The sequence below is a fragment of the Bacillus sp. NEAU-CP5 genome, from assembly GCF_026420705.1.
Lineage (GTDB): Bacteria > Bacillota > Bacilli > Bacillales > Bacillaceae > Bacillus > Bacillus velezensis.
In genome coordinates this window covers 77,830-98,678 of record NZ_JAPMOV010000005.1, presented here as the reverse complement: position 1 = coordinate 98,678, position 20,849 = coordinate 77,830, and the positions used below count along the sequence as shown (strand labels likewise).

Sequence of the window (20,849 nt, the reverse complement as noted above, 5' to 3'; positions counted from 1 at the left end):
AAAGGCAGAAAGAGAAAGGCAGCCTGAATTCCCGCTGCCTTTATGTCATTTTCACATTTTATTTTGTCAGCACCGCTTCTTTTACGTGAGGAAGCACTGTATCCTGATAAATTTCCGTCGGATATTTGCCCGTAAAACAAGCGAGGCATTGTCCGCAATTGGTGTCTTCAAATTTTCGGCCGACTCCTTTTAACAATCCGTCTACACTTAAGAAAGAAAGCGTGTCAGCACCGATGATCTGGCGGATTTCTTCCACGGAATGAGAAGAAGCGATCAGCTCCTCATGGGTTGATGTGTCGATGCCGTAGAAGCACGGATGAGCGATCGGCGGTGAACTAATTTTCACATGCACCTCTGTCGCACCCGCTTCTCTGAGCATTGTGACAATCCGGCGGCTTGTCGTCCCGCGCACGATGGAATCATCAACCATGACGACCCGTTTTCCTTCGACAACACCGCGGACGGCGGACAGCTTCATTCTGACGCCTTGCTCACGGAGAGCCTGTGACGGCTGGATAAACGTTCTGCCGACATAACGGTTTTTAATGAGACCGAGTTCGTACGGGATGCCCGTTGCCTCGGCATAGCCGATGGCTGCAGAAATACTGGAATCAGGCACGCCTGTGACGACATCCGCTTCAACCGCGGACTCCTGGGCAAGCATTTTTCCGAGGTTTTTCCGGGCGCTGTGCACGTTAATGCCGTCGATATTGCTGTCAGGCCTTGAGAAATAAATGTACTCCATGCTGCAGATGGAACGGTTGATATTCATGGAGAAACGCTCTGATTTCATGCCTTCATCATTGATGATCAGCATTTCGCCCGGCTCTACCTCGCGAAGGTATGTCGCACCGACCACATCGAATGCGCACGTTTCTGAAGCGACGACGTAAGCATCACCCATCATGCCGATTGACAGCGGTCTGAGTCCGTTCGGGTCAAGCGCTACGATCATTTCTGTTTCAGTCATGATTAAAAAGGCATAAGCGCCTTTCAGCATAGATAGTGAATTTTTGATTTGATCCTTCAGCGAAAAGTGTCCGCTGCGTTTAATCAGATGAGCCAGCACCTCCGTATCGGAGGAAGTCTGAAAGATGCTCCCTTGGTTTTCAAGCTGCTGCTTCAACTGTGTGGCGTTGACCAAGTTGCCGTTATGGGCGAGCGCGAGGCTGCCGTTGTTTTGTGAACGGAACAGGAGCGGCTGAACATTTTCATATCCGCCTCCGCCTGCCGTCGCATAACGAACGTGCCCGATCGCGCCTTTTCCCTTCACTTTGCTCAGTTCGCCGTTTTGAAAAACCTCGGTAATGAGCCCCTGTCCTTTATGCGCCGTCAGTTTTTCACCGTCAGTTGCGACAATTCCCGCGCCTTCCTGTCCTCTGTGCTGGAGGCTGTGGAGGCCGTAATACGTGATCTGCGGAGCTTCTTCATGTCCCCAGATGCCAAACACACCGCATTCTTCATTCAGGCCTTTGATTTCAGCAAGCATGGAATAGCTCCTTTCCACGCGCGCTCTAGTTCTTTCGTTTGCGCGTGAACCAATTGTTGTCCGTCCTGGTTTTGAATCGCCAGAAGTCCGTCAGCCGTTACCTCGCCGATATGAACCGCATCAGCCGCAGCCGCTTCAAACGCCGCTTGGTGTTCTTTTTTCACCGAAACGACGAAGCGAGATTGAGATTCAGAGAATAATAATGCCGCTTCTCCTGCTACAGTCACGTTGGCGCCAAGGTTTTCCGTCGTCATGACGCTTTCTGCAATCGCTACGCCTAAGCCGCCTTCAGACACATCATGCGCTGATTGAACGAAGCCTTTTTTAATCGCGTCAAGCAATGCTTTTTGGCGTGACAGCTCTATATCAAGATCGATTTGCGGCGCTTTGCCGTAAATGCGGCCTTCTGTCATTTTTTGCAGTTCGCTTCCGGCAAACTCAAGTTTTGTTTCGCCGATCACGTATACAAGATCCCCCGCTTGTTTGAAATGCTGTGTCGTAATATGAGCGGTATCTTCAATTAAGCCGACCATGCCGATAACAGGCGTCGGGTAGATCGCCGTTCCGTTCGATTCATTATAAAGTGATACGTTTCCGCCGATGACGGGTGTGCTGAGAACATTGCACGCCTCGCTGATGCCGTCGGCCGCTTTTTCGATTTGCCAGAAAATTTCAGGTTTTTCCGGGTTTCCGAAATTCAGATTATCCGTGACCGCAAGCGGTTCGGCGCCGGAGCATACGATGTTGCGCGCCGCTTCGGCAACGGCGATTTTTCCGCCTTCTTCTGGATCAAGATATAAATAACGGGCGTTACAATCCGTCGTCATCGCCAGCGCTTTTTTCGTGCCGCGGATTCTGAGCACTCCCGCGTCAGAGCCCGGAGCGACCACCGTATTTGTGCGCACCATGTAGTCATATTGATCGTACACCCACTCTTTGCTGGCGATTGTCGGCTGCTGCAGCAGGGCAAAAAGCGTCTCTGTCGCATCTTTTACTTCAGGCGCGGGAACTTCCGTTTCCTGAAACTCGCGGTAGTACGCGGGTTCTGCTGACGGCTTATGGTATACAGGCGCTTCTTCCGCCAGCGCGTCGACCGGAAGCTCGCAAACAACCTCTCCGTTATGGCGGAGGCGGAGCATTTTATCATCCGTAACATGACCTACGGAAACCGCTTCAAGATCATATTTATCAAAAATATCGACAATTTCCTGTTCACGTCCGCGTTCAATGACGAGAAGCATGCGTTCCTGAGACTCGGAAAGCATCATTTCGTAAGCGGTCATACCTGTTTCCCGCTGCGGAATGAGATCAAGGTTCATTTCAATGCCTGAGCCGGCTTTGCTTGCCATTTCAGCACTCGAACTTGTCAGACCGGCCGCCCCCATATCCTGAATGCCGACTAAGGCGTCGCATTGGATGACTTCAAGGCATGCTTCCAGGAGAAGTTTTTCCATGAAAGGATCGCCGACCTGCACCGCGGAACGTTTTTCTTCAGATGAATCTGACATTTCTTCTGATGCGAAAGTAGCGCCGTGTATGCCGTCGCGGCCCGTTTTAGCGCCGACGTACATGACCGTGTTGCCGACACCTTTCGCCTGGCCTTTTTTAATATCTTTATGATCAATTAAGCCGACGCACATTGCATTGACAAGCGGATTGCCCTCATAGCTTGCGTCAAACTGCACTTCTCCGCCGACCGTCGGAATTCCGATACAGTTTCCGTATCCCGCGATTCCCGCCACTACTTCTTCAAACAAGTACTTCACACGAGGTGAAGTGAGCTCACCAAATCGAAGAGAGTTTAATACAGCTATCGGACGGGCGCCCATTGAGAAAACGTCACGGATGATGCCGCCCACTCCCGTCGCAGCACCTTGGTATGGCTCAATCGCTGACGGATGGTTATGAGATTCAATTTTGAACACGACCGCCTGATTGTCACCGATGTCAACGATTCCCGCGCCTTCTCCGGGACCCTGCAGCACGCGTTCGCCGCTAGTCGGGAATTTGCGTAAAACCGGTTTTGAGTTTTTATAGCTGCAGTGCTCTGACCACATGACGGAAAAAATCCCGATTTCCGTGTAGTTCGGCAATCTTCCGATAATAGATTCAATGAGTGCGAACTCGTCATCACTGACACCCATTTGCTGATAGAGTTTCTCTTCTTTTATTTGTTCTTTACTTGGTTCAAGCAGTAGCGACATGAGTTTCCCTCCAATTTTTCACGATAGACCGGAACAATGTAAGACCGTCTGCGCTGCCGAGCAGTTCATCGACTGCGCGCTCAGGGTGAGGCATCATGCCTAATACGTTGCCTTTCTCATTCACGACGCCGGCAATGCCGCTGACGCTTCCGTTAATATCGCCGCCGTATGTGAAGGCGATTTGATTGTTTTCTTTTAATCTTTCAAGCGTTTCGTCATCACAGTAGAAATTGCCTTCGCCGTGGGCAACCGGAATCGTAATCGATTGTCCTTTTTCATAGGAAGATGTGAATAACGTGCCGCCGTTCTGCACGATTAATTCAACCGGGCGGCAGATGAACTTTAAATCTTTGTTGCGTCTCATCGCGCCTGGCAGAAGTCCGAGCTCCTGCAGAATCTGGAATCCGTTGCAGACGCCTAGAACCGGTTTTCCTTCGGCAGCCGCTTTTTTCACGGCCGGCATGATGTTTGCGAATCTGGCGATGGCGCCGCATCTCAAGTAGTCGCCGTATGAAAACCCGCCGGGGATGAGCACGCCGTCAAATCCGTCAAGGCTTGTTTCCTCGTGCCAGACATACTCGACTTCTTCGCCGAGTTCATCCTTTACGGCGTGGAACATATCAATATCACAGTTGGAGCCGGGTAACACAATCACCGCAAATTTCACTGTGCGACAACCTCCTCAACTTCATATCGGTAGTCTTCAATGACTGTATTGGCAAGGAGCTTTTCACACATTTCTTTCACGAGCGCGTCAAGATCGCGGTCAGATTTTTCAATCGTCAGCTCCATGTATTTTCCGATGCGCACATCCTGCACTTCATTGTAGGTCATGCTGTGCAATGCATGCTGCACCGCGCTTCCTTGAGGATCGAGCACACTTTCTTTTAAGCTGACATAAACTTTCACTTTATACATTATGAAATGCCTCCCAGTCTTTTGAAAATCTCTTCATATGCGTCGGTTAAGCTTCCCAGGTTCCGTCTGAACAAATCTTTATCGAGCTTTTCGTTTGTGTCTTTGTCCCACAGACGGCACGTGTCAGGAGAAATTTCATCCGCTAAAAGAACCCGTCCCTCTGCGTCTAAGCCGAATTCCAGCTTAAAATCTATTAATCTGACGCCGCAGTCTTCAAAAATATGCTGCAGCTCTTGATTCACCTGTTTTGTAATCGATTTGATCGTTTCCACCTGCTCAGGAGCCGCCGCTTTTAAAAGCCAGATATGATCTTCTGTGATGAGCGGATCACCGAGTGCGTCATCTTTATAGTAAAATTCGATAATCGGCTGCGGAAGCTCAGTTCCTTCCGGGATGCCGAGACGTTTCGACATGCTTCCGGCGGCAATGTTTCTGACCACGACTTCAAGCGGAATGATGCTCACTTTTTTGATAAGCTGCTCTGATTCTGAAACACGCTCCACAAAGTGGTTGTCAATTCCTTTGGCGTGCAGATGTTTGAAAATCAGGCTTGAAATTTCATTGTTCAGACGGCCCTTTCCGCTGATCTCCGCTTTTTTCTCACCGTTAAAGGCTGTTGCGGAATCCTTGTAGACCACGCGGAGAATCTGTTCGTCTTCAGTTTGATAAATCCGTTTCGCTTTTCCTTCATAAAGAAGATTATTGTTCACAATATTCACGGAAGGCCTCCTAACCCGAATGTTGGGAATATTCAATCTATGGCGGCTGAAGAAGCCGCCTCCGGCTGGCTTCTTCTATAAACCTAAACGCTCAAAGATCAAGTCGACGTTTTTCAAATGATAATTGTAGTCAAAGCAATCGGCAATCTGTTCCGGTGTGAGACGGGACGTGATTTTTTCCTCCGCTTCGACAAGCTGGCGGAACGGCACTTGTTTTTCCCATGCTTCCATCGCTTTCGGCTGAACCGTGTCATATGCTTCTTCACGAGGCAGACCCGTGTCGATTAAAGCAAGCAGCACGCGCTGAGAGTAGATTAAACCGAGTGTGCGGTCCATGTTGCGTTTCATATTTTCCGGGAATACCGTTAAGTTTTTGACGATATTGCTGAATCGGTTCAGCATGTAATTCAGCGCGATTGTCGCGTCAGGAAGAATGATGCGCTCAGCTGATGAATGAGAAATATCACGCTCATGCCATAACGGTACATTTTCGTATGCCGTCAGCATGTACCCGCGGATCACGCGCGCCATGCCCGTCATATTTTCCGACCCGATCGGATTCCGTTTATGAGGCATAGCCGATGAACCTTTTTGTCCTTTTGCAAAAAACTCTTCCACTTCACGTGTTTCACTCTTTTGCAGACCGCGGATTTCCACTGCGAATTTTTCAATGCTCGTCGCGATCAAAGCCAGTGCCGCCATGTAATCCGCATGACGGTCGCGCTGTAATGTCTGAGTGGAAATCGGCGCCGCTTTCAGGCCGAGTTTTTCACAGACATACTGTTCTACGAACGGATCAATATTTGCATATGTGCCGACCGCGCCGGAAAGCTTCCCGACTTCGATCCCTTCTTTTGCCTGCTTGAAACGTTCAAGGTTGCGTTTCATTTCTTCATGCCAAAGCGCGAGTTTCAGGCCGAATGTCGTCGGTTCCGCGTGTACGCCGTGCGTGCGGCCCATCATGACCGTGTATTTATGTTCTTTCGCTTTTTCTTTTATAATGTCAACAAATCTCTCAATGTCCTTGAGCAAGATCTCATTCGCCTGTTTTAATAGATAGGAAAGAGCGGTATCCACGACATCTGTTGACGTCAGGCCGTAGTGAACCCATTTTCTTTCTTCGCCTAATGATTCTGAAACCGCGCGGGTGAATGCAACGACGTCATGGCGCGTATCCTGCTCGATTTCCAAAATGCGGTTGATGTCGAAAGACGCGTTTTCGCGCATGACTTTGACGTCTTCTTTCGGAATGACGCCAAGCTCAGCCCAGGCTTCACAGGCTAAAATCTCGACTTCCAGCCATGCCTGGTATCTGTTTTCGTCCGTCCAGATCGCGGACATTTCAGGTCTTGAATAACGTTCGATCATTATGCTCGTCCTCCGTCTCTTTTCATCCATATGTTCGTGATGTCCTGAATCCATGTTTCATCAGGCTTCCGCAAAAATGTCATATGCCCCATTTTGCGGCCTTTTTTAATCTCATGTTTTCCGTACAGGTACAGTTTGGCTTCCTTTAAAAACTCCGTATGCTCCTCCGCAAGCTTCACTTCATCACCGAGCAGATTCACCATCATTCCCGGTTTGAGAAGATCGGTTCTGCCGAGAGGAAGTCCGCAGACCGCTCTGATGTGCTGTTCGAATTGGCTCGTTTCACAAAGGTCGAGCGTATAATGCCCGGAGTTGTGAGGACGCGGCGCCAGTTCATTAATCAAAAGGTCTCCGTCTTCCGTGACGAACATTTCCACCGCAAGCGGCCCGACAAGTTCCAATTTCTCCGCGAGCTGAACGGCAAGCGCCTCTGCCCGCTTTTGAACCGTTTCCTCCGCTCTCGCGGGTACGATGCTTTGGAACAGAATATTATTTTTGTGGATATTTTCAGCAGCCGGAAAGGTTGAAATCTCACCGTGCACCGATCTCGTCACGATAACGGAAAGCTCCATCCGGAATGATACCCAGCTTTCCAGTATGCACGTGCCGTTTTCTAACAGCGCAGCCGCTTCATCTGTCTGTCCTTCTTCCTTAATGACAAATTGGCCTTTGCCGTCATATCCGCCGCGGCATGTTTTCAGCACCGCCGGGAGCCCCAGTGCCTGAACGGCTTCCTCAAGCTCCCGTCCGCTGTTTACGATCCGATAAGGCGCGACTTGACAGCCTGCTGACTGGATCGCCTTTTTTTCCGTTTCCCTGTTTTGGGTGATGAGCAGCAGCTCGCTTCCCTGGGGAAGATATGCATGTTCTTTGAGCCAGTTGAGCGCCTCGTAATCGATATTTTCAAATTCGTAGGTAATGATGTCACTGACTCCGGCCAATTTTTGAATCGCTTCCCGGTCATTGTACTGGGCGATAATCTCAATATCGGCGATCTGTCCGCATGGCGAGTCTTTCACGGGATCGACGACAGCGACTTTATAGCCCATTTGTTTTGCGGCGACAGCCATCATTTTTCCGAGCTGTCCGCCTCCGATAATGCCGATGACGGCGCCGGGGTAAATCGTTTTTTTATCAGACAAGCTGATCACTGCTTTCCAGCACCGTTTGTTTTGTCGCATTTCTTCTCGCCTCTAGTTTATCCGCAATGTCATCGTCAAATGCCGACAAAATTTGCGCGGCTAACAGACCCGCGTTCACTGCGCCCGCTTTCCCGATCGCCGTCGTCGCGACCGGCACGCCGCCGGGCATCTGTACGATAGACAGAAGAGAATCAAGCCCGTTAAGCGATTTCGTCTGAACCGGTACGCCGATCACCGGCAGCGTCGTTTTGGCCGCCGTCATTCCCGGCAGATGCGCCGCTCCTCCGGCTCCGGCAATAATGACTTTTAAACCCCTGTCTCTGGCGCTTTCTGCATATTCAAACATCAAATCAGGCGTCCGGTGCGCGGATACTACCTGTTTTTCATAAGGAATGTGAAGTTCGTCAAGTATGTCGCATGCATGTTTCATTGTCTCCCAATCGGAGGTGCTTCCCATGATGATTCCTGCTAGCGGCTGCATTCTGTTCCCACCTTCTCATGCTTTGTTTTTCAGAAAAAAAAGCCCGGCTTATATTGCAACTATGAGGAAGCAATACAAACCGGGCATGGCGCGCGTATCGTCAGTCGTTCGCTTCTGCGATATCCATGTCAGCTGTTTATCACTTTCCTGCATAGTCCGGCCGTTTACGGCAGCCGGGTAGAAACTTATGGGCCATATTCCCAAGATTATATGAGGTCGTGTTTTGATTTCATGTTTATCTTAACAACGGACTTGGATAATGTCAACGACATTATCGAACGATATAAAAATTCTTTCTTTTAATGTTCGTGTTTAGATCAATTTCCCTTCAAATACGATTTTTTTCCCGCAAGGAACGACTTGAATTGATCCATTTTCTTTCTTTTCTGTAAAGATCGGCTCTTCCATCCGCCGGACGGGCATATAGCCCTCTTCCTTCATTAAAGTGAGAATGGTGTCAATCGTTTCATCTTCCGTTACTTCAAACCGTTTCTTTTTTGGCTTTGTCATTCCTTAATTCTCCTCTTCTTCACTGCTTTCACCCAGAATCCGCCATGGATCGTTTTCGGCTCAAAGGCGATCATAAACGCTTTTTCATCAAGCGTTTTAATCGTATCATAAAGCTGAAGCTCATATTTGCGCGGCGTCAGAATCTGCATGGCGGTCCGGTCTCCTTCAAGTCCGCCCGCAACCCAGCTTGTAACCCCGTATCCTTTTTCCCGGAGCTGTTTCGGCAGGTCCAGATCGAGCTCCTTCGTAATGACGTTGACTGTAATATAGCCGAGCGCCAGTTTTTCCTCAATTTTCATTCCCACTATAACACCGATGCCGTAGCCGAGCGCATAGGCAATGACGTTTTGAATTTGATTCAGATTGCCGAGCACAAGACTCAGGCCGGTCACATACACAAGGATTTCAATCGTACTGATGCCTGCGGCGAAATAGCGCTGTCCCTTTAATGTCAGAATCATCCTGATCGTAAAGAAAGAGACATATATAATGTTAATGATGAGAATAATGAGAACCATACCTATACTGTTGGATAAAATCGTCTGCATCACTGATTCCCCTCCTCTGATACTTTGAAAAGCATCAATCCTTCAATTAAGGATAGTTTACCCTCTTTTCATCATTTTCAAAAGAAAAAAAAGCCCGCCCCGCAAGGCAGACTTTCAAGCTCTTATCAGTGAAGCTCGGCTTTTTTCAATCGTTTGACGGCTTCATATTCCTTCTCAAGTTCACTCAGCGTGTATCCGGACAGTTCCTGAACATGGTCTTGATAAAACCCTGAGCGGATCAGTTTTGTCCTCAGGTGCTGTTTTTTCCGATTAATGGCTTCTCGCAACAACGGGGCCATCTTCATCATCCCTTTCCGAATCATAAAGAGTAGTGCCGCTTTCGAATTGCTGTTGCTCTCATCATATCTCGGCCGGGTCCTCAAAACAACACGCTTCATTAGAAAAATTTGTAAACATTGTGAAAGACAAATTTCGACTTATAAAGGGATCAGCGAAGCAGTAAAGTACTCTGAAATAAGCGGCCATGTCACAGCCGTAAAAACGAGCATGATGATAACCGCCGCGGAAATACAGTACATCACGTCAGCCGCAGGCTCTTCAGCCGATTTGTATAGAATCTGCACAAACTGCACCATCGCCGAGGCGGCCAGAAACAAGGTCAGCGCCGTAAACACCACGGTGATGACCGGCAGATTCAATATCGCGAAAATCATCCACACGATAGAGCAGGCGACAGCCGGAACCAAAAGCGATCCGACCCCCGCGGCCGCATCCCGCATCGTGATTTTCTGTTTCATCATATAGCGTGATACAAGCCAGACCGCGCCCGCCGCAGCGGCAAAAAAGACGAGCGTATACACGAGAACGACGGTAAAGCCGTCAAAAAACGTATGATGCCGCTCCCCGTATCCGAGAGGCCTTTGCTGGCTTGCCCTCAGCTGAAACCAATTTCCGATTGAGAAAAAGATACTGAATACAAGCATTGAAATAAGAGCATATTTAAAGCGGGAAAAGCCGTCTTCCCCAACGACCTTCACCGGTGATGTCAAAATGCGCAGCGCGAAACGGCAATAACGTTTGACCGCGGCCCATGCAGAAGCGAGTTTTTCCGTAAAAGCCGGAGCCGGGCGCCGTTCCTTTTCTTTTTTCTTTTGCTTTTGATAACGTCCCGCATTTCTGGACATTCTCGACAGCGGTTCTTCATCAGTTCCCTGATGCTGTTTTTCTTCTTCCAACGTTTCTTTTCTTTCTTCCGTCATGTCAGCAACTCCTATCAAAAAAATACGGCGGAATTTGTTAAACAAGAAAATAAAACACTTATATAAGGTACCGAAGCGTCCTCAAACAGTCAAGCGGTTTTCTTCACCCGGACACCCACATGACGTTTTATAGTATGTATTGGTTTTACGGAATAGGACAAAAACAAAAAACCGGCTTAACTCAGCCGGTTTTTCCGTTATTTCAAGAAGATGAAATACAGGATAAAGATGACGAACAGCCCGTACATAATCGGGTGAACGCTTTTTCCTTTTCCTTTGCAGATCATTGTAATCGGGTAGAATATAAAACCGATCGCAATCCCCGTCGCAATGCTGTACGTCAGCGGCATCATAATCATCGTTAAGAATGCCGGCACAGCCACCTCGAATTTATCCCAGGCGATCTTACCGAGCGGCGCCACCATCAGCGCGCCGACAATAATTAAAGCCGGAGCCGTCACATTCGTGGTGACAACTGACAGAAGCGGCGAGAAAAACATCGCCAGCAAAAAGAGAATGCCCGTCACAACAGCCGCGAAGCCGGAGCGCGCCCCCGCCGCAACGCCTGAGCTGGATTCAACATAAGAAGTCGTTGTAGACGTACCGAGTACGGCTCCGATAACGATTGATGTTGAATCCGCCAGAAGCGCTCTTCCCGCACGCGGAAGTTTGTTTTCCTTCATCAGCCCGGCCTGTGTCGCTACAGCCACCAGCGTTCCGGCCGTATCGAAAAACCCGACGAACAAGAAAGTTAAAATGACAATCAGCATTTGGACGGAGAAGATATCCGGAAGATGCATCCACGCCTGTCCGAAAGTCGGCGCAAGACTCGGCACGCTGCCGACAATGTGCGTCGGAACCGGAATCAGTCCGCAGACCATGCCGGCAACCGCCGTCAGAAGCATTCCGATAAATACGCCGCCGTTTACGCGAAGCACCATCAGAATGACCGTCACAATAACACCGAAAACCGTCAGCAGTACAGGGCCGCTGTGAATATTGCCGATAGACACCAAAGTCGATGAGTTTGCTTCAATAATGCCCGAACCCTGCAAACCGACAAATGTGATAAACAAACCGATACCCGCGCCGACCGCTAATTTCAGCTCAGGCGGAATCGCATTAATGATTTTTTCCCGCAATCCCGTCAGCGAAAGCGCCACGAAGATAATTCCGGAAATCAAGACGCCGGAAAGCGCAGCCTGCCATGAAATCCCCATGCCGAGGACGACAGAGAAAGCAAAAAACGCATTTAATCCCATACCCGGCGCAATCGCGATCGGATACTTTGCAATGAGCCCCATTAAAATACAGCCGGCCGCAGACGCCAAGGCTGTAGCGGTGAACACCGCGCCCTGATCAATTTTTAATGCTTCCGGAAATCCTTTCACACCGTTTAAAGACAATGTCAGCGGATTGACGAACAGAATGTACGCCATTGACAAAAAGGTCGTTAAACCGCCGATGATTTCATTACGATAGCTTGTCCCCAGCTCATCAAACTGAAAAAATTGCTTCAAGCCAATTGCCTCCTTCATTCTCTCCCATTTATTCTGCCCGTTATCCGCCAAATAAAAAACGCCCCAAATACATTTGGGACGCTTGACTACATACGTTCAGTCTGAATAAATAAGAATGGATTATTTATATCAAACGATTGAGATTGATCCGTAGTCAAGCCATTTACGGTAGCTTGGTAGAAACTTGCGGGCCATATCCCCGCCATTATACGATATCTGCATATTTGATTTCTGAGTCTATTGTATCAATTCAATTTTGAAAACTCAATAAAAAAAACGAACAATCCCGTTAAAAAAATTTGGTTTATTCGTTAATTGACCAAAAATGGAAGACGGCAAAAGCCGCCTTCCCGACATCATTTTCCGTCGGCAGGCCCGACCGGCACCGCGAATGTGATTCCGCTGTCATCGGCCAGCAAGTTCATAACCGTTTGATTGACGTACAAAGCATATGAATCGAATGAAAAATCGCGCAATGAATAGTCTTTATTGGTTGAATCATCCAATTCAAAAACGGATTCCATTTCACCCGTTTTAAGGTTCGTGACTTTCGCCTTATTCCCTTTCAGATAATAGCCTTTTTCATACTCATTAAGCGATGGCCAGGTTTTCATTTTTTTCGTATTGCCGAGACCGATAGACTCACCGACATTCATCAGCTGATCTTTATCCGTTTTGCTGTCATTAATTCCTGTGAATTGATAATCGACGATCACCCGTCTGCCTTGCTGTTTGATCTTTTTGATGGTAATGCCGACATGATGATGTTTCGTTTTATAGCTGGCGGGCAGTTTTGTTTTCAGAGGGACGATTTCTCCCGGCTCTGATTCTGATTTTAAATTACCCGTTATGAAAAGTGTTTTCGCTTTCGGGTCTATCGGTTTGCTGAATTGAGTTTGGCCACGTACTCTTTTCCCGCCGCCGGGAAGGTTCTTCCTGTTGCCAAGTTCAATATTCGACATCGTCATTTCATAATGGTTTCCAGCATCATCCGATGCCTCGTCAATCGAGATGGCATCATTTTTAGCGGCATCTTGAAAGTCGACTGAATACAGGAGAGCCGATCCCATCGTTCCGTTTTCCGCCCGGATATCGAAAAAGCGGTATAACCCGTTTACATTCACAGCTTTCGTTCCTTCAAGAGAAACGGACTTTTGTTTTTTGACCGGAAGTGTAAAGCGCCAGTTTCCGGGGATATCCTTAATTTGTGTAATGACAAGCGGAAGCTTATCACCGTCTTTCAGCTTTGAGCCGTCCGCAAAAAAGCGAAGCTGCCCCCCGTACTGCCCGTCTTTCATTTTTTTCATATCACTGCTGTCATAATCCTCTGCTAACATATTCCGTGGATCTTTATAATCAACTTGAAAAGAGATGCTCTCCTCATCTGATTTCAAATTGTCAACGGTAAAATTGTAAACGAGCTGTCCGCTGTCGTAATACACACTTTTCACTGTAACCGTGATTCCGCGTGATTCTGCTTTCTCATTCAGTTTTGTCACCAAATTGCTTTTAAACAGCGCAGAACCTGCCTTATCCTGAAATACCCTGTAAATCTGCCCGGCAACAGGGATGTTTCCCATAGCCGTATTAACGGAGGGCATGAACAAGCCTGAGGACAGATACAGAATAAACAAAGCAGCAGCAACCGCGAGGCCGTTTATTACTTTTCGTCCCCATCTCCGTCTGACGGCGCCTTCTTTTCCGGCACGGACAGCGGCGCTATGTATCACGTTTCTCAATTCAGCTTTCGGCACGTCAATGTCCTGATACAATTGCTTCATTTGATGCTTTTCCATATTTGTTTATCCTCCTTTTCCAGCTCCTGCTTCAATGCTTTTCTCGCCCTGTGGAGATGCGTTTTTACAGTGCCTTCCGCCATACCGGTCTGTTCAGCGATCATAGCAATCGAGAAATCTTGAAAATAATAAAGCTGAATGGTCAGCTGTATATGTTCGTCAAGGGTTTCCAGGGCATTCCGAAGATCTATGTATTCTTCAATGTTCTTATTCTCCGCGCGCGTATCATGTTGCGGCTCAAACGGAATGACGTCTCCGTGCTTTTTCCTCATCGCAAAAATCGTATGAAGCAAAATCCGGATCAGCCACGTTTTAAAATATTTCGGCTCCTTCAGCTGCGCGATATGAAGAAAAGCCTTGTAAGCCGTTTCCTGAACAGCGTCCAGTGTATCTTCCTTGTGATGCAAATAGAGATAAGCTGTTTTATATAAAGTATCCTGGTGTGCTGTGATCAGTTTTTCAAAGGCTGCGGCATCACCTTTTTTCGCCTTTTTGATCAATCGTTCTTCCTTCACCTTATCCACCTCCTATGCTGTTAGATATGAATCGGGACAAAACGGTTTCAAAAAGATGAAAAAAAACGCCTCTTTTTTAAAAAGAGACGTTTTTTATCTTCATTTATTCCCACTCAATCGTTGCAGGCGGCTTGCTCGTAATGTCATACACGACGCGGTTGATGTGTTTCACTTCGTTGACGATCCGTGTCGAAATCACTTCAAGCACATCCCAAGGGATACGCGCCCAATCAGATGTCATGCCGTCAATTGATGTTACGGCACGGATACCGATTGTGTAATCATACGTTCTCGCATCTCCCATGACGCCTACGCTGCGGATATCAGGAAGAACCGTGAAGTACTGCCAGATGTCGCGCTCTAGGCCGTGGTTCGCCACTTCTTCACGAAGAATCGCGTCTGATTCACGAACGATTTCAAGTTTTTCTTCCGTTACTTCACCGAGTACGCGGATGCCAAGTCCAGGGCCCGGGAACGGCTGACGCCATACGATATCATCCGGAAGGCCGAGCTCTGTGCCAAGCGCACGCACTTCGTCTTTGAAAAGGGTGTTCAGCGGCTCGATCAGTTCAAACTGCATATCTTCAGGAAGTCCGCCGACATTGTGATGCGATTTGATCGTTTGCGCCGTTGCAGTACCGCTCTCGATAATATCCGTGTAAAGCGTTCCTTGCGCAAGGTAATCGATGCCTTTAAGCTTGTCCGCTTCATCATCAAACACGTAAATGAATTCGTTGCCGATGATTTTGCGTTTTTGCTCAGGATCAGAAACACCTTTCAGCTTGTTTAAGAATCTGTCTTTCGCATCAACTTTAATGACATTCATATTAAAGCCTTCGCTGAACGTTTTCATGACGCCTTCAGCTTCGCCTTTACGAAGCAGGCCGTGATCGACGAAAATACAAGTCAGCTGGTCGCCGATCGCTTTATGAATTAAAGCAGCCACAACAGAGGAATCAACACCGCCGCTTAGCGCGCAAAGAACCTGCTTGTCTCCGACTGTTTCACGGATTTTTTGCATTTCGATTTCGATAAAGTTTTCCATTGACCATTTGCCTTCACAATCGCAAACGCCGAATACAAAGTTTTTCAGAAGATCATTGCCGTATTCAGAGTGGCGCACTTCCGGGTGGAACTGAACGCCGTACCAATTCTTGTCCGCTTTGCTCATCGCTGAATTCGGGCAGTGATGGCTTGTTGCGTCAACAGTGAAGCCTTCAGGAACTTCTACAACCAAATCGCCGTGGCTCATCCACACAACCTGTTCTTCCGGAAGATCCTTGAACAAGTCAGGAGTTCCTTGAATCTGAATGTTCGCTTTTCCGTATTCGCGCTGGCTTGCCGCCTCGACTTTTCCTCCGAGGTAATGAGTCATCAGCTGCATGCCGTAGCAGATGCCTAATACAGGAATATCGAGTTCAAAGATTTTTTCGTCACAGCGGAAAGATCCTTCATCATATACACTGTTCGGTCCGCCTGAAAGGATAATTCCTTTTGGATTCATTTCTTTGATTTCCTCAGCTGTCAACGTATGGGGGTGCAGCTCGCTATATACGCCAAATTCACGGATCCGGCGGGTAATCAGCTGGTTATACTGACTGCCGAAATCAAGAACAAGAATCATTTCATTCACTAACTTCGTCATGGTTGTCACCTAATCTCCTCTAAGTTTTTGACACAGAAAAAACGGAGGACAAACGTTCAGCCCTCTGTCGCGCAAGACTTGTACGGAAGCCCGGCTTTTTAACGCTCCCGGGCTCCCATTTAACATTCATTTATTCTAACAACAGGACGATATGCGGTCAAGACTATCTTGTTTTAATTATATTTTCCCACAACTGTCCCGATTCATTCCAAAGCTTTGCGGCATTATCCCTGCGGTATAAGGCCCGCTCATAGCGTAGCGTCAGCTCGGACATGTCGTTTGTACCGTATGCCTCGTCAATCCTCGCGGCAAAATCGCGCAGCGTTTCTCCGTCCCCTCTGCTGAATCCTTTTCGTTTCAGCTGGCGGAGCAGCGCGGCATATGCGTCGAAAAAGACGTCTTCATCCGTTCGCCGCTTCAATCTGGCTGCTGTAACGTGCGGAATCCAGCGCGCCCGGAACAGCCAGGCGAGTGCCGCCGCGGCTGAAATCACGATGACGATGGCTGCATACGGCCACAGGTGTGCCGCGGTTTTGTTGCGGATCACAGGCTGCGGTGCCGCATTGTGATCCCGCTTTTTCGGTGTTTCTTCTTTTTCCGGCTTTGTTTCCTGACGCTGCTTGTCAGACGGTGAATCCGAATTCCCCGCTGAGCCTCCGCTGTCTTTTGCCGCGGTATGATTTTGCTCTGACGTAAACTCCGTCGGATTGGTGAAGCCTTTTGTCGGCTCAAACGTCACCCAGCCCTGATCGGGAAAATACACTTCTACCCACGAATGGGCGTTGTTGTTTGTGACTTCATAAATGTGGCCGTTATGGTCGCCTGCCCCTTTATATTCGCCGGATGTATAGCCCTTCACCCAACGGGCGGGAATTCCCGCGGAGCGGAGCAGCACCGCCATTGCCGATGAAAAGTTATCACAATATCCTCTTTTCGTTTCAAACAGAAATTGATCGACATAATCCTGATTGTGCTCCGGAACCGCGACATCCTGTGTATTATACGAAAATGCGGAAGATCCGAGATAATCCTCGATCGCCTTCGCTTTATCGAACATATTATGATGATCCCGTGTCAGTCTGTCCGCAAGCTGTCTCACTCTTTTCGGAAGGTTGTCGGGGACCTGTAAATACCGGTCATTGAATTGATTCTGCTCACGGTATCGTTTCACTTTCACTTTTCTGAGATCATTCAGCTTAAAGACTGGCGCCTGAAAAGTCACCGTGTACCGTCCCATATTGCGGATGTTGCCCACTTGCTCACTGACCGGCGTAATTTGCTCGGTGTTTCCGTTCATTTCAAGCTGAATCGAGTGCTTCGGTTTAATATTGGAGACGCCGATCGGATACATGACGTGATTATAGAGATAATTCTCATCAATGGACACCTGTGCCGTATACCGTCTCGTCTGCACACTCCGGTCAAACCATATATCTTCCACGTTGCCGCCGTTCAGTTTATAGGACATGCCCTGATCCGTCTCCACCCAGCCTTTCCCCGTGTATGTATCCTTCGTTTCCACCCGGAAGTACGCCCGTTCTTTTCCCTTCCATGTAAAAACCGGCGTATCATCCTGCTGAAAAGGGCCGCCCAATGTTTCATCATGATTGCCGTAGCCGATTTTGCTTTCGGCGGCGGGCACTTCTTTGTGGTTTGTTATTTTTTTAAGAAACGGCACGGGGTCCGGCCAGTTCGGGTCTGATTTCGGAGCCGCCAGACCGAACACGACGGAAGCGCAGATAAACAGCATCAGCGGCAGAAACCATTTGAGTATCAATCTTTTTTTAAACGCTATATGTTCCGTAAGCCGGATGCGCTCCATATACAAAAGCCCCATCATCAAAAAGCCGATAAAGACGATCCGGATGACGGCGTACGCGGCATCATAAGGAGTAAACGTATCAAGCACGGTGATATACGCCACCGTCATGATAAAAAAGAATAATATTTTCCGCTGATAGATCACCCAGTAATGCAGCAAATACACGAGCAGCCATAAAAGCACAAAAAACAGCAACGTGCGGAATGACGGATTCATATCATTCCATCTTCCGGACCCGATGTGGCGGGCATTTTGCATCACGTCCCGCAAAAAAGAAACGAGCCATTCCGGCTGAAAAACCGAATCTTTATAAAACAGGATGTGAATACTGATCAACGTAAACAGAATGCAGGACGGCACGGTGACGTACCACCTCATCCGGAAGAATGACAGCAGAAATGCCAAACCGATAAAAACGATGAAAAAACCTGTATGTTTTGTATCCGTAAAATTGTGCAGCGGCCTGAGCCATTCCCATAACAATAAAAAAGCGAGAAAATAAAACAGCAGCAGACTCAGCCTGCTTCCCTGGTTCTCGTCATGCGGCATGGCGCGCCACCTCTCTTTCTAAACAACATGGGACACCCGTTTGTCCCTGATCATTTGCACCTTAATATTTTTTTGAGCGAAGATGAGAGCGAGTTTCCGTTCTTTCTCCGAAAGCGCGGCATTCGTTTCTTTCGCCAAAAACACCGTCATGTCAGCACGGCCGGGCCCAGCCTGTTTGAGAAGGTCTTCTGTAAGACTGCCCGTCACGACGGCAATGGAAGCTTTGCGGACGCGCGGATCCGCCAGCTCTTTTCCTAAACGCCCGCCTGCATCGGCTTCTTCCGATTCTGAAGCTGATGCCAGGTAACGCAGCATCTTTCTGAAATGCCGGTCTCCCTCCCGGACGGGAAATACGGTCCGGTCGCTCCCCAATGAAATAAATCCTGCGGGAGAGCCCTTCACAAGCGCCGTGTAAAGCAGGGATGCCGAAGCGGATACCGCGGCTTCAAACGATGGGGACGGCCTGCAGTCCAAAAGGAGAATCATATTCACACTCTGCAGCGGGTCAAATTCCTTCGTCATCAGCTCATTTCGCCGCGCCGATGTTTTCCAGTCAAGTGCGGAAAACCGGTCGCCCGGCTGATAATTTCTGACGCTCGCAGCCATTGCGGAGCGGTGTACCTGAAACGGAGCGCCGGCAGCCGCACCCTCTTCCCCGGAGGCAGCCTGCGGCTTATAGTGAACAGACCCGTACGCCGGGAAAACCAGAACCGTATCCGTAACGGAAAACGACGCCGTCTTGTCCAAAAGCCCGAGAACATCTCCCGTCCGCACTCTTATCGTATGTAAATGATGCTCTCCGCGCGGCACCTGCGGCAGCTCATATTGTAACGTCAGCTTCCTTTGAAACCATGGAAACACGAGCTGTTTCGCACTGCGCCTCTCGCCAAGCGTTTCCGGCATCACATCTTCAATGACCATATATGTCAGCGGAAACGGCAAACGCCTCGTCAGCCTGATGGTGACAGACAGCCCGTCGCCTGAGGTTAACTGGGCGGAGGACACGTCACGCGTCACCTGAAACGCCCGCAGCGGGTACACAGCGACCAGCCCGGCGTAAACGGTAAACGGCAAAAACGCATAAAATAAAAACCAGCTCACAAATCCGCCCTGAAACATGGCATAAGAAAAGACAGCCGCCGTCAGTACGGCCAACATAAGCAGCTTCCAGCCATATAGAAGCCAATGCATCTTCTTTCTCATTAGCGGACCGACATCCTTTGGACCGGGACTTTTTCCGTTTGCATGATGTCTTCTATAACCGCTTCCGGCGTCACATCGTTAAATTTCGCCTCGGCGGTCAGGGTCATTCTGTGCGGCAGCGTATACGGAGCCAAATACTGGACGTCATCAGGAATGACGTAATCGCGGTCATGAAGCAGCGCGTACGCCTGCGCGGCTTTCATTAATGAGATTGAACCGCGCGGACTTACGCCCAGATGTACGGACGGATGCCGGCGGGTATGCTGAGTAATGCCGACGATATACGCTTTTATTCCATCATCCACCCGCACCTGCTCCAGTTTTTGCTGAAGGCTGATAAACTGTTCTTTAGAAATGACGGGCTCGATTGTTTCAAGCGGATTGCGCCCTTCCTGCAAAGACAGAACCCGAAGCTCTTCCTCGGCAGTCGGATAGCCCATGCGCAGCTTAAATAAAAACCGGTCAAGCTGGGCTTCGGGAAGCGGATACGTTCCTTCATATTCAACCGGGTTTTGTGTGGCCATGACGAAAAACGGCTCAGCCAGCCGCATTGTCTTTCCGTCAATCGTGACATTCCCTTCCTCCATTGCCTCAAGCAGGGAAGACTGCGTTTTCGGAGAGGTTCTGTTAATTTCATCAGCCAGCACGATATTCCCCATGATCGGTCCAGGGCGGTATTCAAATTCCATCGTTTTCGTATTATAAATAGAGACACCCGTCACATCTGACGGCAGAAGATCCGGCGTGAACTGAATCCTCTTAAAGTCAGCTCCGATCAGTTTGGCCAAAGCGCGGACCATCATCGTTTTTCCGACTCCCGGCACGTCTTCCAGCAGCACATGCCCTTTTGCGAGAATGGCGGCCAGACTGAGTATGGCGATATCCCGTTTTCCTATGATGATGTTTTCAATATGCTCAACGGCTTTCTCCAGCAGCGGATGCAGCTCTTCTTTATAAGCCATTCTTCTCCTCCTAGTCATCTCTCAAATTTCAATTATCGTAACCTAACTTTACCACAAAATATAAACAGTATAAAAAAACGTTTCCAGCGAATTGTTTCCAGCCCCAAAAGGAAAAAGCTCCCTTTAGGAAGGAAGCTTTATTTCAGCTGGAGAGGCTCCATATGAACGTGTGAATGGTCAATGGCATGTCCTCTTTCATCCCGGCACTTTCTGCTGTACGGACGAGAAAAAATGTCAT

At 48.7% G+C, this 20,849-nt stretch carries 19 protein-coding genes and 2 riboswitches; all 19 genes read right to left on the bottom strand.

Annotation, left to right across the window (positions count from 1 at the left end):
- Positions 1-58 precede the first annotated feature (58 nt).
- Positions 59-1,489, bottom strand: a complete 1,431-nt coding sequence (purF, locus tag OTK50_RS15875) for an amidophosphoribosyltransferase (RefSeq protein ID WP_007609856.1) — start codon at positions 1,487-1,489, stop codon at positions 59-61.
- Positions 1,465-3,693, bottom strand: a complete 2,229-nt coding sequence (gene purL / locus OTK50_RS15870; RefSeq protein ID WP_191974092.1) for a phosphoribosylformylglycinamidine synthase subunit PurL — start codon at positions 3,691-3,693, stop codon at positions 1,465-1,467. The genes purF and purL overlap by 25 nt, the downstream gene beginning before the upstream one ends.
- Complete coding sequence (gene purQ, locus OTK50_RS15865; RefSeq protein ID WP_007408898.1) at positions 3,677-4,360, bottom strand: phosphoribosylformylglycinamidine synthase subunit PurQ; 684 nt, start codon at positions 4,358-4,360, stop codon at positions 3,677-3,679. Before purQ ends, purL begins: the two co-directional genes overlap by 17 nt.
- Positions 4,357-4,611 carry a phosphoribosylformylglycinamidine synthase subunit PurS gene (gene purS / locus OTK50_RS15860; RefSeq protein ID WP_003155758.1) on the bottom strand — a complete coding sequence of 85 codons (255 nt, stop codon included), beginning with the start codon at positions 4,609-4,611 and terminating at the stop codon, positions 4,357-4,359. The genes purQ and purS overlap by 4 nt, the downstream gene beginning before the upstream one ends.
- On the bottom strand, positions 4,611-5,330 hold the full coding sequence (gene purC / locus OTK50_RS15855; protein WP_007408897.1) for a phosphoribosylaminoimidazolesuccinocarboxamide synthase: 720 nt from the start codon (positions 5,328-5,330) through the stop codon (positions 4,611-4,613). The genes purS and purC overlap by 1 nt, the downstream gene beginning before the upstream one ends.
- A gap of 75 nt (positions 5,331-5,405) precedes the next feature.
- Entirely contained in the window at positions 5,406-6,698 is a 1,293-nt protein-coding gene (gene purB / locus OTK50_RS15850; protein ID WP_007408896.1) for an adenylosuccinate lyase, read from the bottom strand.
- Complete coding sequence (gene purK, locus OTK50_RS15845; RefSeq protein ID WP_266121957.1) at positions 6,698-7,879, bottom strand: 5-(carboxyamino)imidazole ribonucleotide synthase; 1,182 nt, start codon at positions 7,877-7,879, stop codon at positions 6,698-6,700. The genes purB and purK overlap by 1 nt, the downstream gene beginning before the upstream one ends.
- Positions 7,833-8,321 carry a 5-(carboxyamino)imidazole ribonucleotide mutase gene (gene purE / locus OTK50_RS15840; protein WP_007609846.1) on the bottom strand — a complete coding sequence of 163 codons (489 nt, stop codon included), beginning with the start codon at positions 8,319-8,321 and terminating at the stop codon, positions 7,833-7,835. Before purE ends, purK begins: the two co-directional genes overlap by 47 nt.
- Before the next feature lie 132 nt (positions 8,322-8,453).
- Positions 8,454-8,555: riboswitch (purine riboswitch) on the bottom strand.
- 78 nt (positions 8,556-8,633) lie between these two features.
- Entirely contained in the window at positions 8,634-8,831 is a 198-nt protein-coding gene (locus tag OTK50_RS15835; protein WP_007609843.1) for an NETI motif-containing protein, read from the bottom strand.
- Entirely contained in the window at positions 8,828-9,382 is a 555-nt protein-coding gene (locus OTK50_RS15830; RefSeq protein WP_020955445.1) for a DUF2179 domain-containing protein, read from the bottom strand. The genes OTK50_RS15835 and OTK50_RS15830 overlap by 4 nt, the downstream gene beginning before the upstream one ends.
- Before the next feature lie 122 nt (positions 9,383-9,504).
- Positions 9,505-9,678 (bottom strand): Fur-regulated basic protein FbpA, encoded by a 174-nt coding sequence (locus OTK50_RS15825; protein ID WP_003155777.1) that lies wholly within the window; start codon positions 9,676-9,678, stop codon positions 9,505-9,507.
- Positions 9,679-9,816: 138 nt separating this feature from the next.
- Positions 9,817-10,599: a hypothetical protein gene (locus tag OTK50_RS15820; protein ID WP_020955444.1), complete on the bottom strand. Its 783-nt coding sequence runs from the start codon at positions 10,597-10,599 to the stop codon at positions 9,817-9,819.
- A gap of 197 nt (positions 10,600-10,796) precedes the next feature.
- Entirely contained in the window at positions 10,797-12,119 is a 1,323-nt protein-coding gene (locus OTK50_RS15815; RefSeq protein WP_007408891.1) for an NCS2 family permease, read from the bottom strand.
- A gap of 131 nt (positions 12,120-12,250) precedes the next feature.
- Positions 12,251-12,352, bottom strand: a riboswitch (purine riboswitch).
- 123 nt (positions 12,353-12,475) lie between these two features.
- Positions 12,476-13,915, bottom strand: coding sequence for a DUF4179 domain-containing protein (locus OTK50_RS15810; protein ID WP_266121956.1), 1,440 nt, complete (start codon positions 13,913-13,915; stop codon positions 12,476-12,478).
- Positions 13,897-14,430, bottom strand: a complete 534-nt coding sequence (locus tag OTK50_RS15805) for a sigma-70 family RNA polymerase sigma factor (protein ID WP_239033864.1) — start codon at positions 14,428-14,430, stop codon at positions 13,897-13,899. Before OTK50_RS15805 ends, OTK50_RS15810 begins: the two co-directional genes overlap by 19 nt.
- Before the next feature lie 103 nt (positions 14,431-14,533).
- Complete coding sequence (guaA, locus tag OTK50_RS15800) at positions 14,534-16,075, bottom strand: glutamine-hydrolyzing GMP synthase (RefSeq protein WP_007408887.1); 1,542 nt, start codon at positions 16,073-16,075, stop codon at positions 14,534-14,536.
- Between the two features lie 163 nt (positions 16,076-16,238).
- Positions 16,239-18,446 carry a DUF4129 domain-containing transglutaminase family protein gene (locus OTK50_RS15795; RefSeq protein WP_239033866.1) on the bottom strand — a complete coding sequence of 736 codons (2,208 nt, stop codon included), beginning with the start codon at positions 18,444-18,446 and terminating at the stop codon, positions 16,239-16,241.
- Between the two features lie 18 nt (positions 18,447-18,464).
- Complete coding sequence (locus tag OTK50_RS15790; protein ID WP_239033867.1) at positions 18,465-19,649, bottom strand: DUF58 domain-containing protein; 1,185 nt, start codon at positions 19,647-19,649, stop codon at positions 18,465-18,467.
- The gene (locus OTK50_RS15785) at positions 19,649-20,611 is read right to left on the bottom strand and encodes an AAA family ATPase (RefSeq protein WP_239033868.1); all 963 of its coding nucleotides are present in this window, start codon (positions 20,609-20,611) and stop codon (positions 19,649-19,651) included. The genes OTK50_RS15790 and OTK50_RS15785 overlap by 1 nt, the downstream gene beginning before the upstream one ends.
- Positions 20,612-20,849 lie beyond the last annotated feature (238 nt).

What these genes read in the sequence shown, in the direction of transcription:
- purF (WP_007609856.1), bottom strand. Translation starts at nt 1,489, where the DNA reads ATGCTTGCTGAAATCAAAGGCCTGAATGAAGAATGCGGTGTGTTTGGC.
- purL (WP_191974092.1), bottom strand. Translation starts at nt 3,693, where the DNA reads ATGTCGCTACTGCTTGAACCAAGTAAAGAACAAATAAAAGAAGAGAAA.
- purS (WP_003155758.1), bottom strand. Translation starts at nt 4,611, where the DNA reads ATGTATAAAGTGAAAGTTTATGTCAGCTTAAAAGAAAGTGTGCTCGAT.
- purB (WP_007408896.1), bottom strand. Translation starts at nt 6,698, where the DNA reads ATGATCGAACGTTATTCAAGACCTGAAATGTCCGCGATCTGGACGGAC.
- purK (WP_266121957.1), bottom strand. Translation starts at nt 7,879, where the DNA reads ATGCGACAAAACAAACGGTGCTGGAAAGCAGTGATCAGCTTGTCTGAT.
- purE (WP_007609846.1), bottom strand. Translation starts at nt 8,321, where the DNA reads ATGCAGCCGCTAGCAGGAATCATCATGGGAAGCACCTCCGATTGGGAG.
- OTK50_RS15835 (WP_007609843.1), bottom strand. Translation starts at nt 8,831, where the DNA reads ATGACAAAGCCAAAAAAGAAACGGTTTGAAGTAACGGAAGATGAAACG.
- OTK50_RS15825 (WP_003155777.1), bottom strand. Translation starts at nt 9,678, where the DNA reads ATGGCCCCGTTGTTGCGAGAAGCCATTAATCGGAAAAAACAGCACCTG.
- OTK50_RS15820 (WP_020955444.1), bottom strand. Translation starts at nt 10,599, where the DNA reads ATGACGGAAGAAAGAAAAGAAACGTTGGAAGAAGAAAAACAGCATCAG.
- OTK50_RS15810 (WP_266121956.1), bottom strand. Translation starts at nt 13,915, where the DNA reads ATGGAAAAGCATCAAATGAAGCAATTGTATCAGGACATTGACGTGCCG.
- guaA (WP_007408887.1), bottom strand. Translation starts at nt 16,075, where the DNA reads ATGACGAAGTTAGTGAATGAAATGATTCTTGTTCTTGATTTCGGCAGT.
- OTK50_RS15795 (WP_239033866.1), bottom strand. Translation starts at nt 18,446, where the DNA reads ATGCCGCATGACGAGAACCAGGGAAGCAGGCTGAGTCTGCTGCTGTTT.
- OTK50_RS15790 (WP_239033867.1), bottom strand. Translation starts at nt 19,649, where the DNA reads ATGAGAAAGAAGATGCATTGGCTTCTATATGGCTGGAAGCTGCTTATG.
- OTK50_RS15785 (WP_239033868.1), bottom strand. Translation starts at nt 20,611, where the DNA reads ATGGCTTATAAAGAAGAGCTGCATCCGCTGCTGGAGAAAGCCGTTGAG.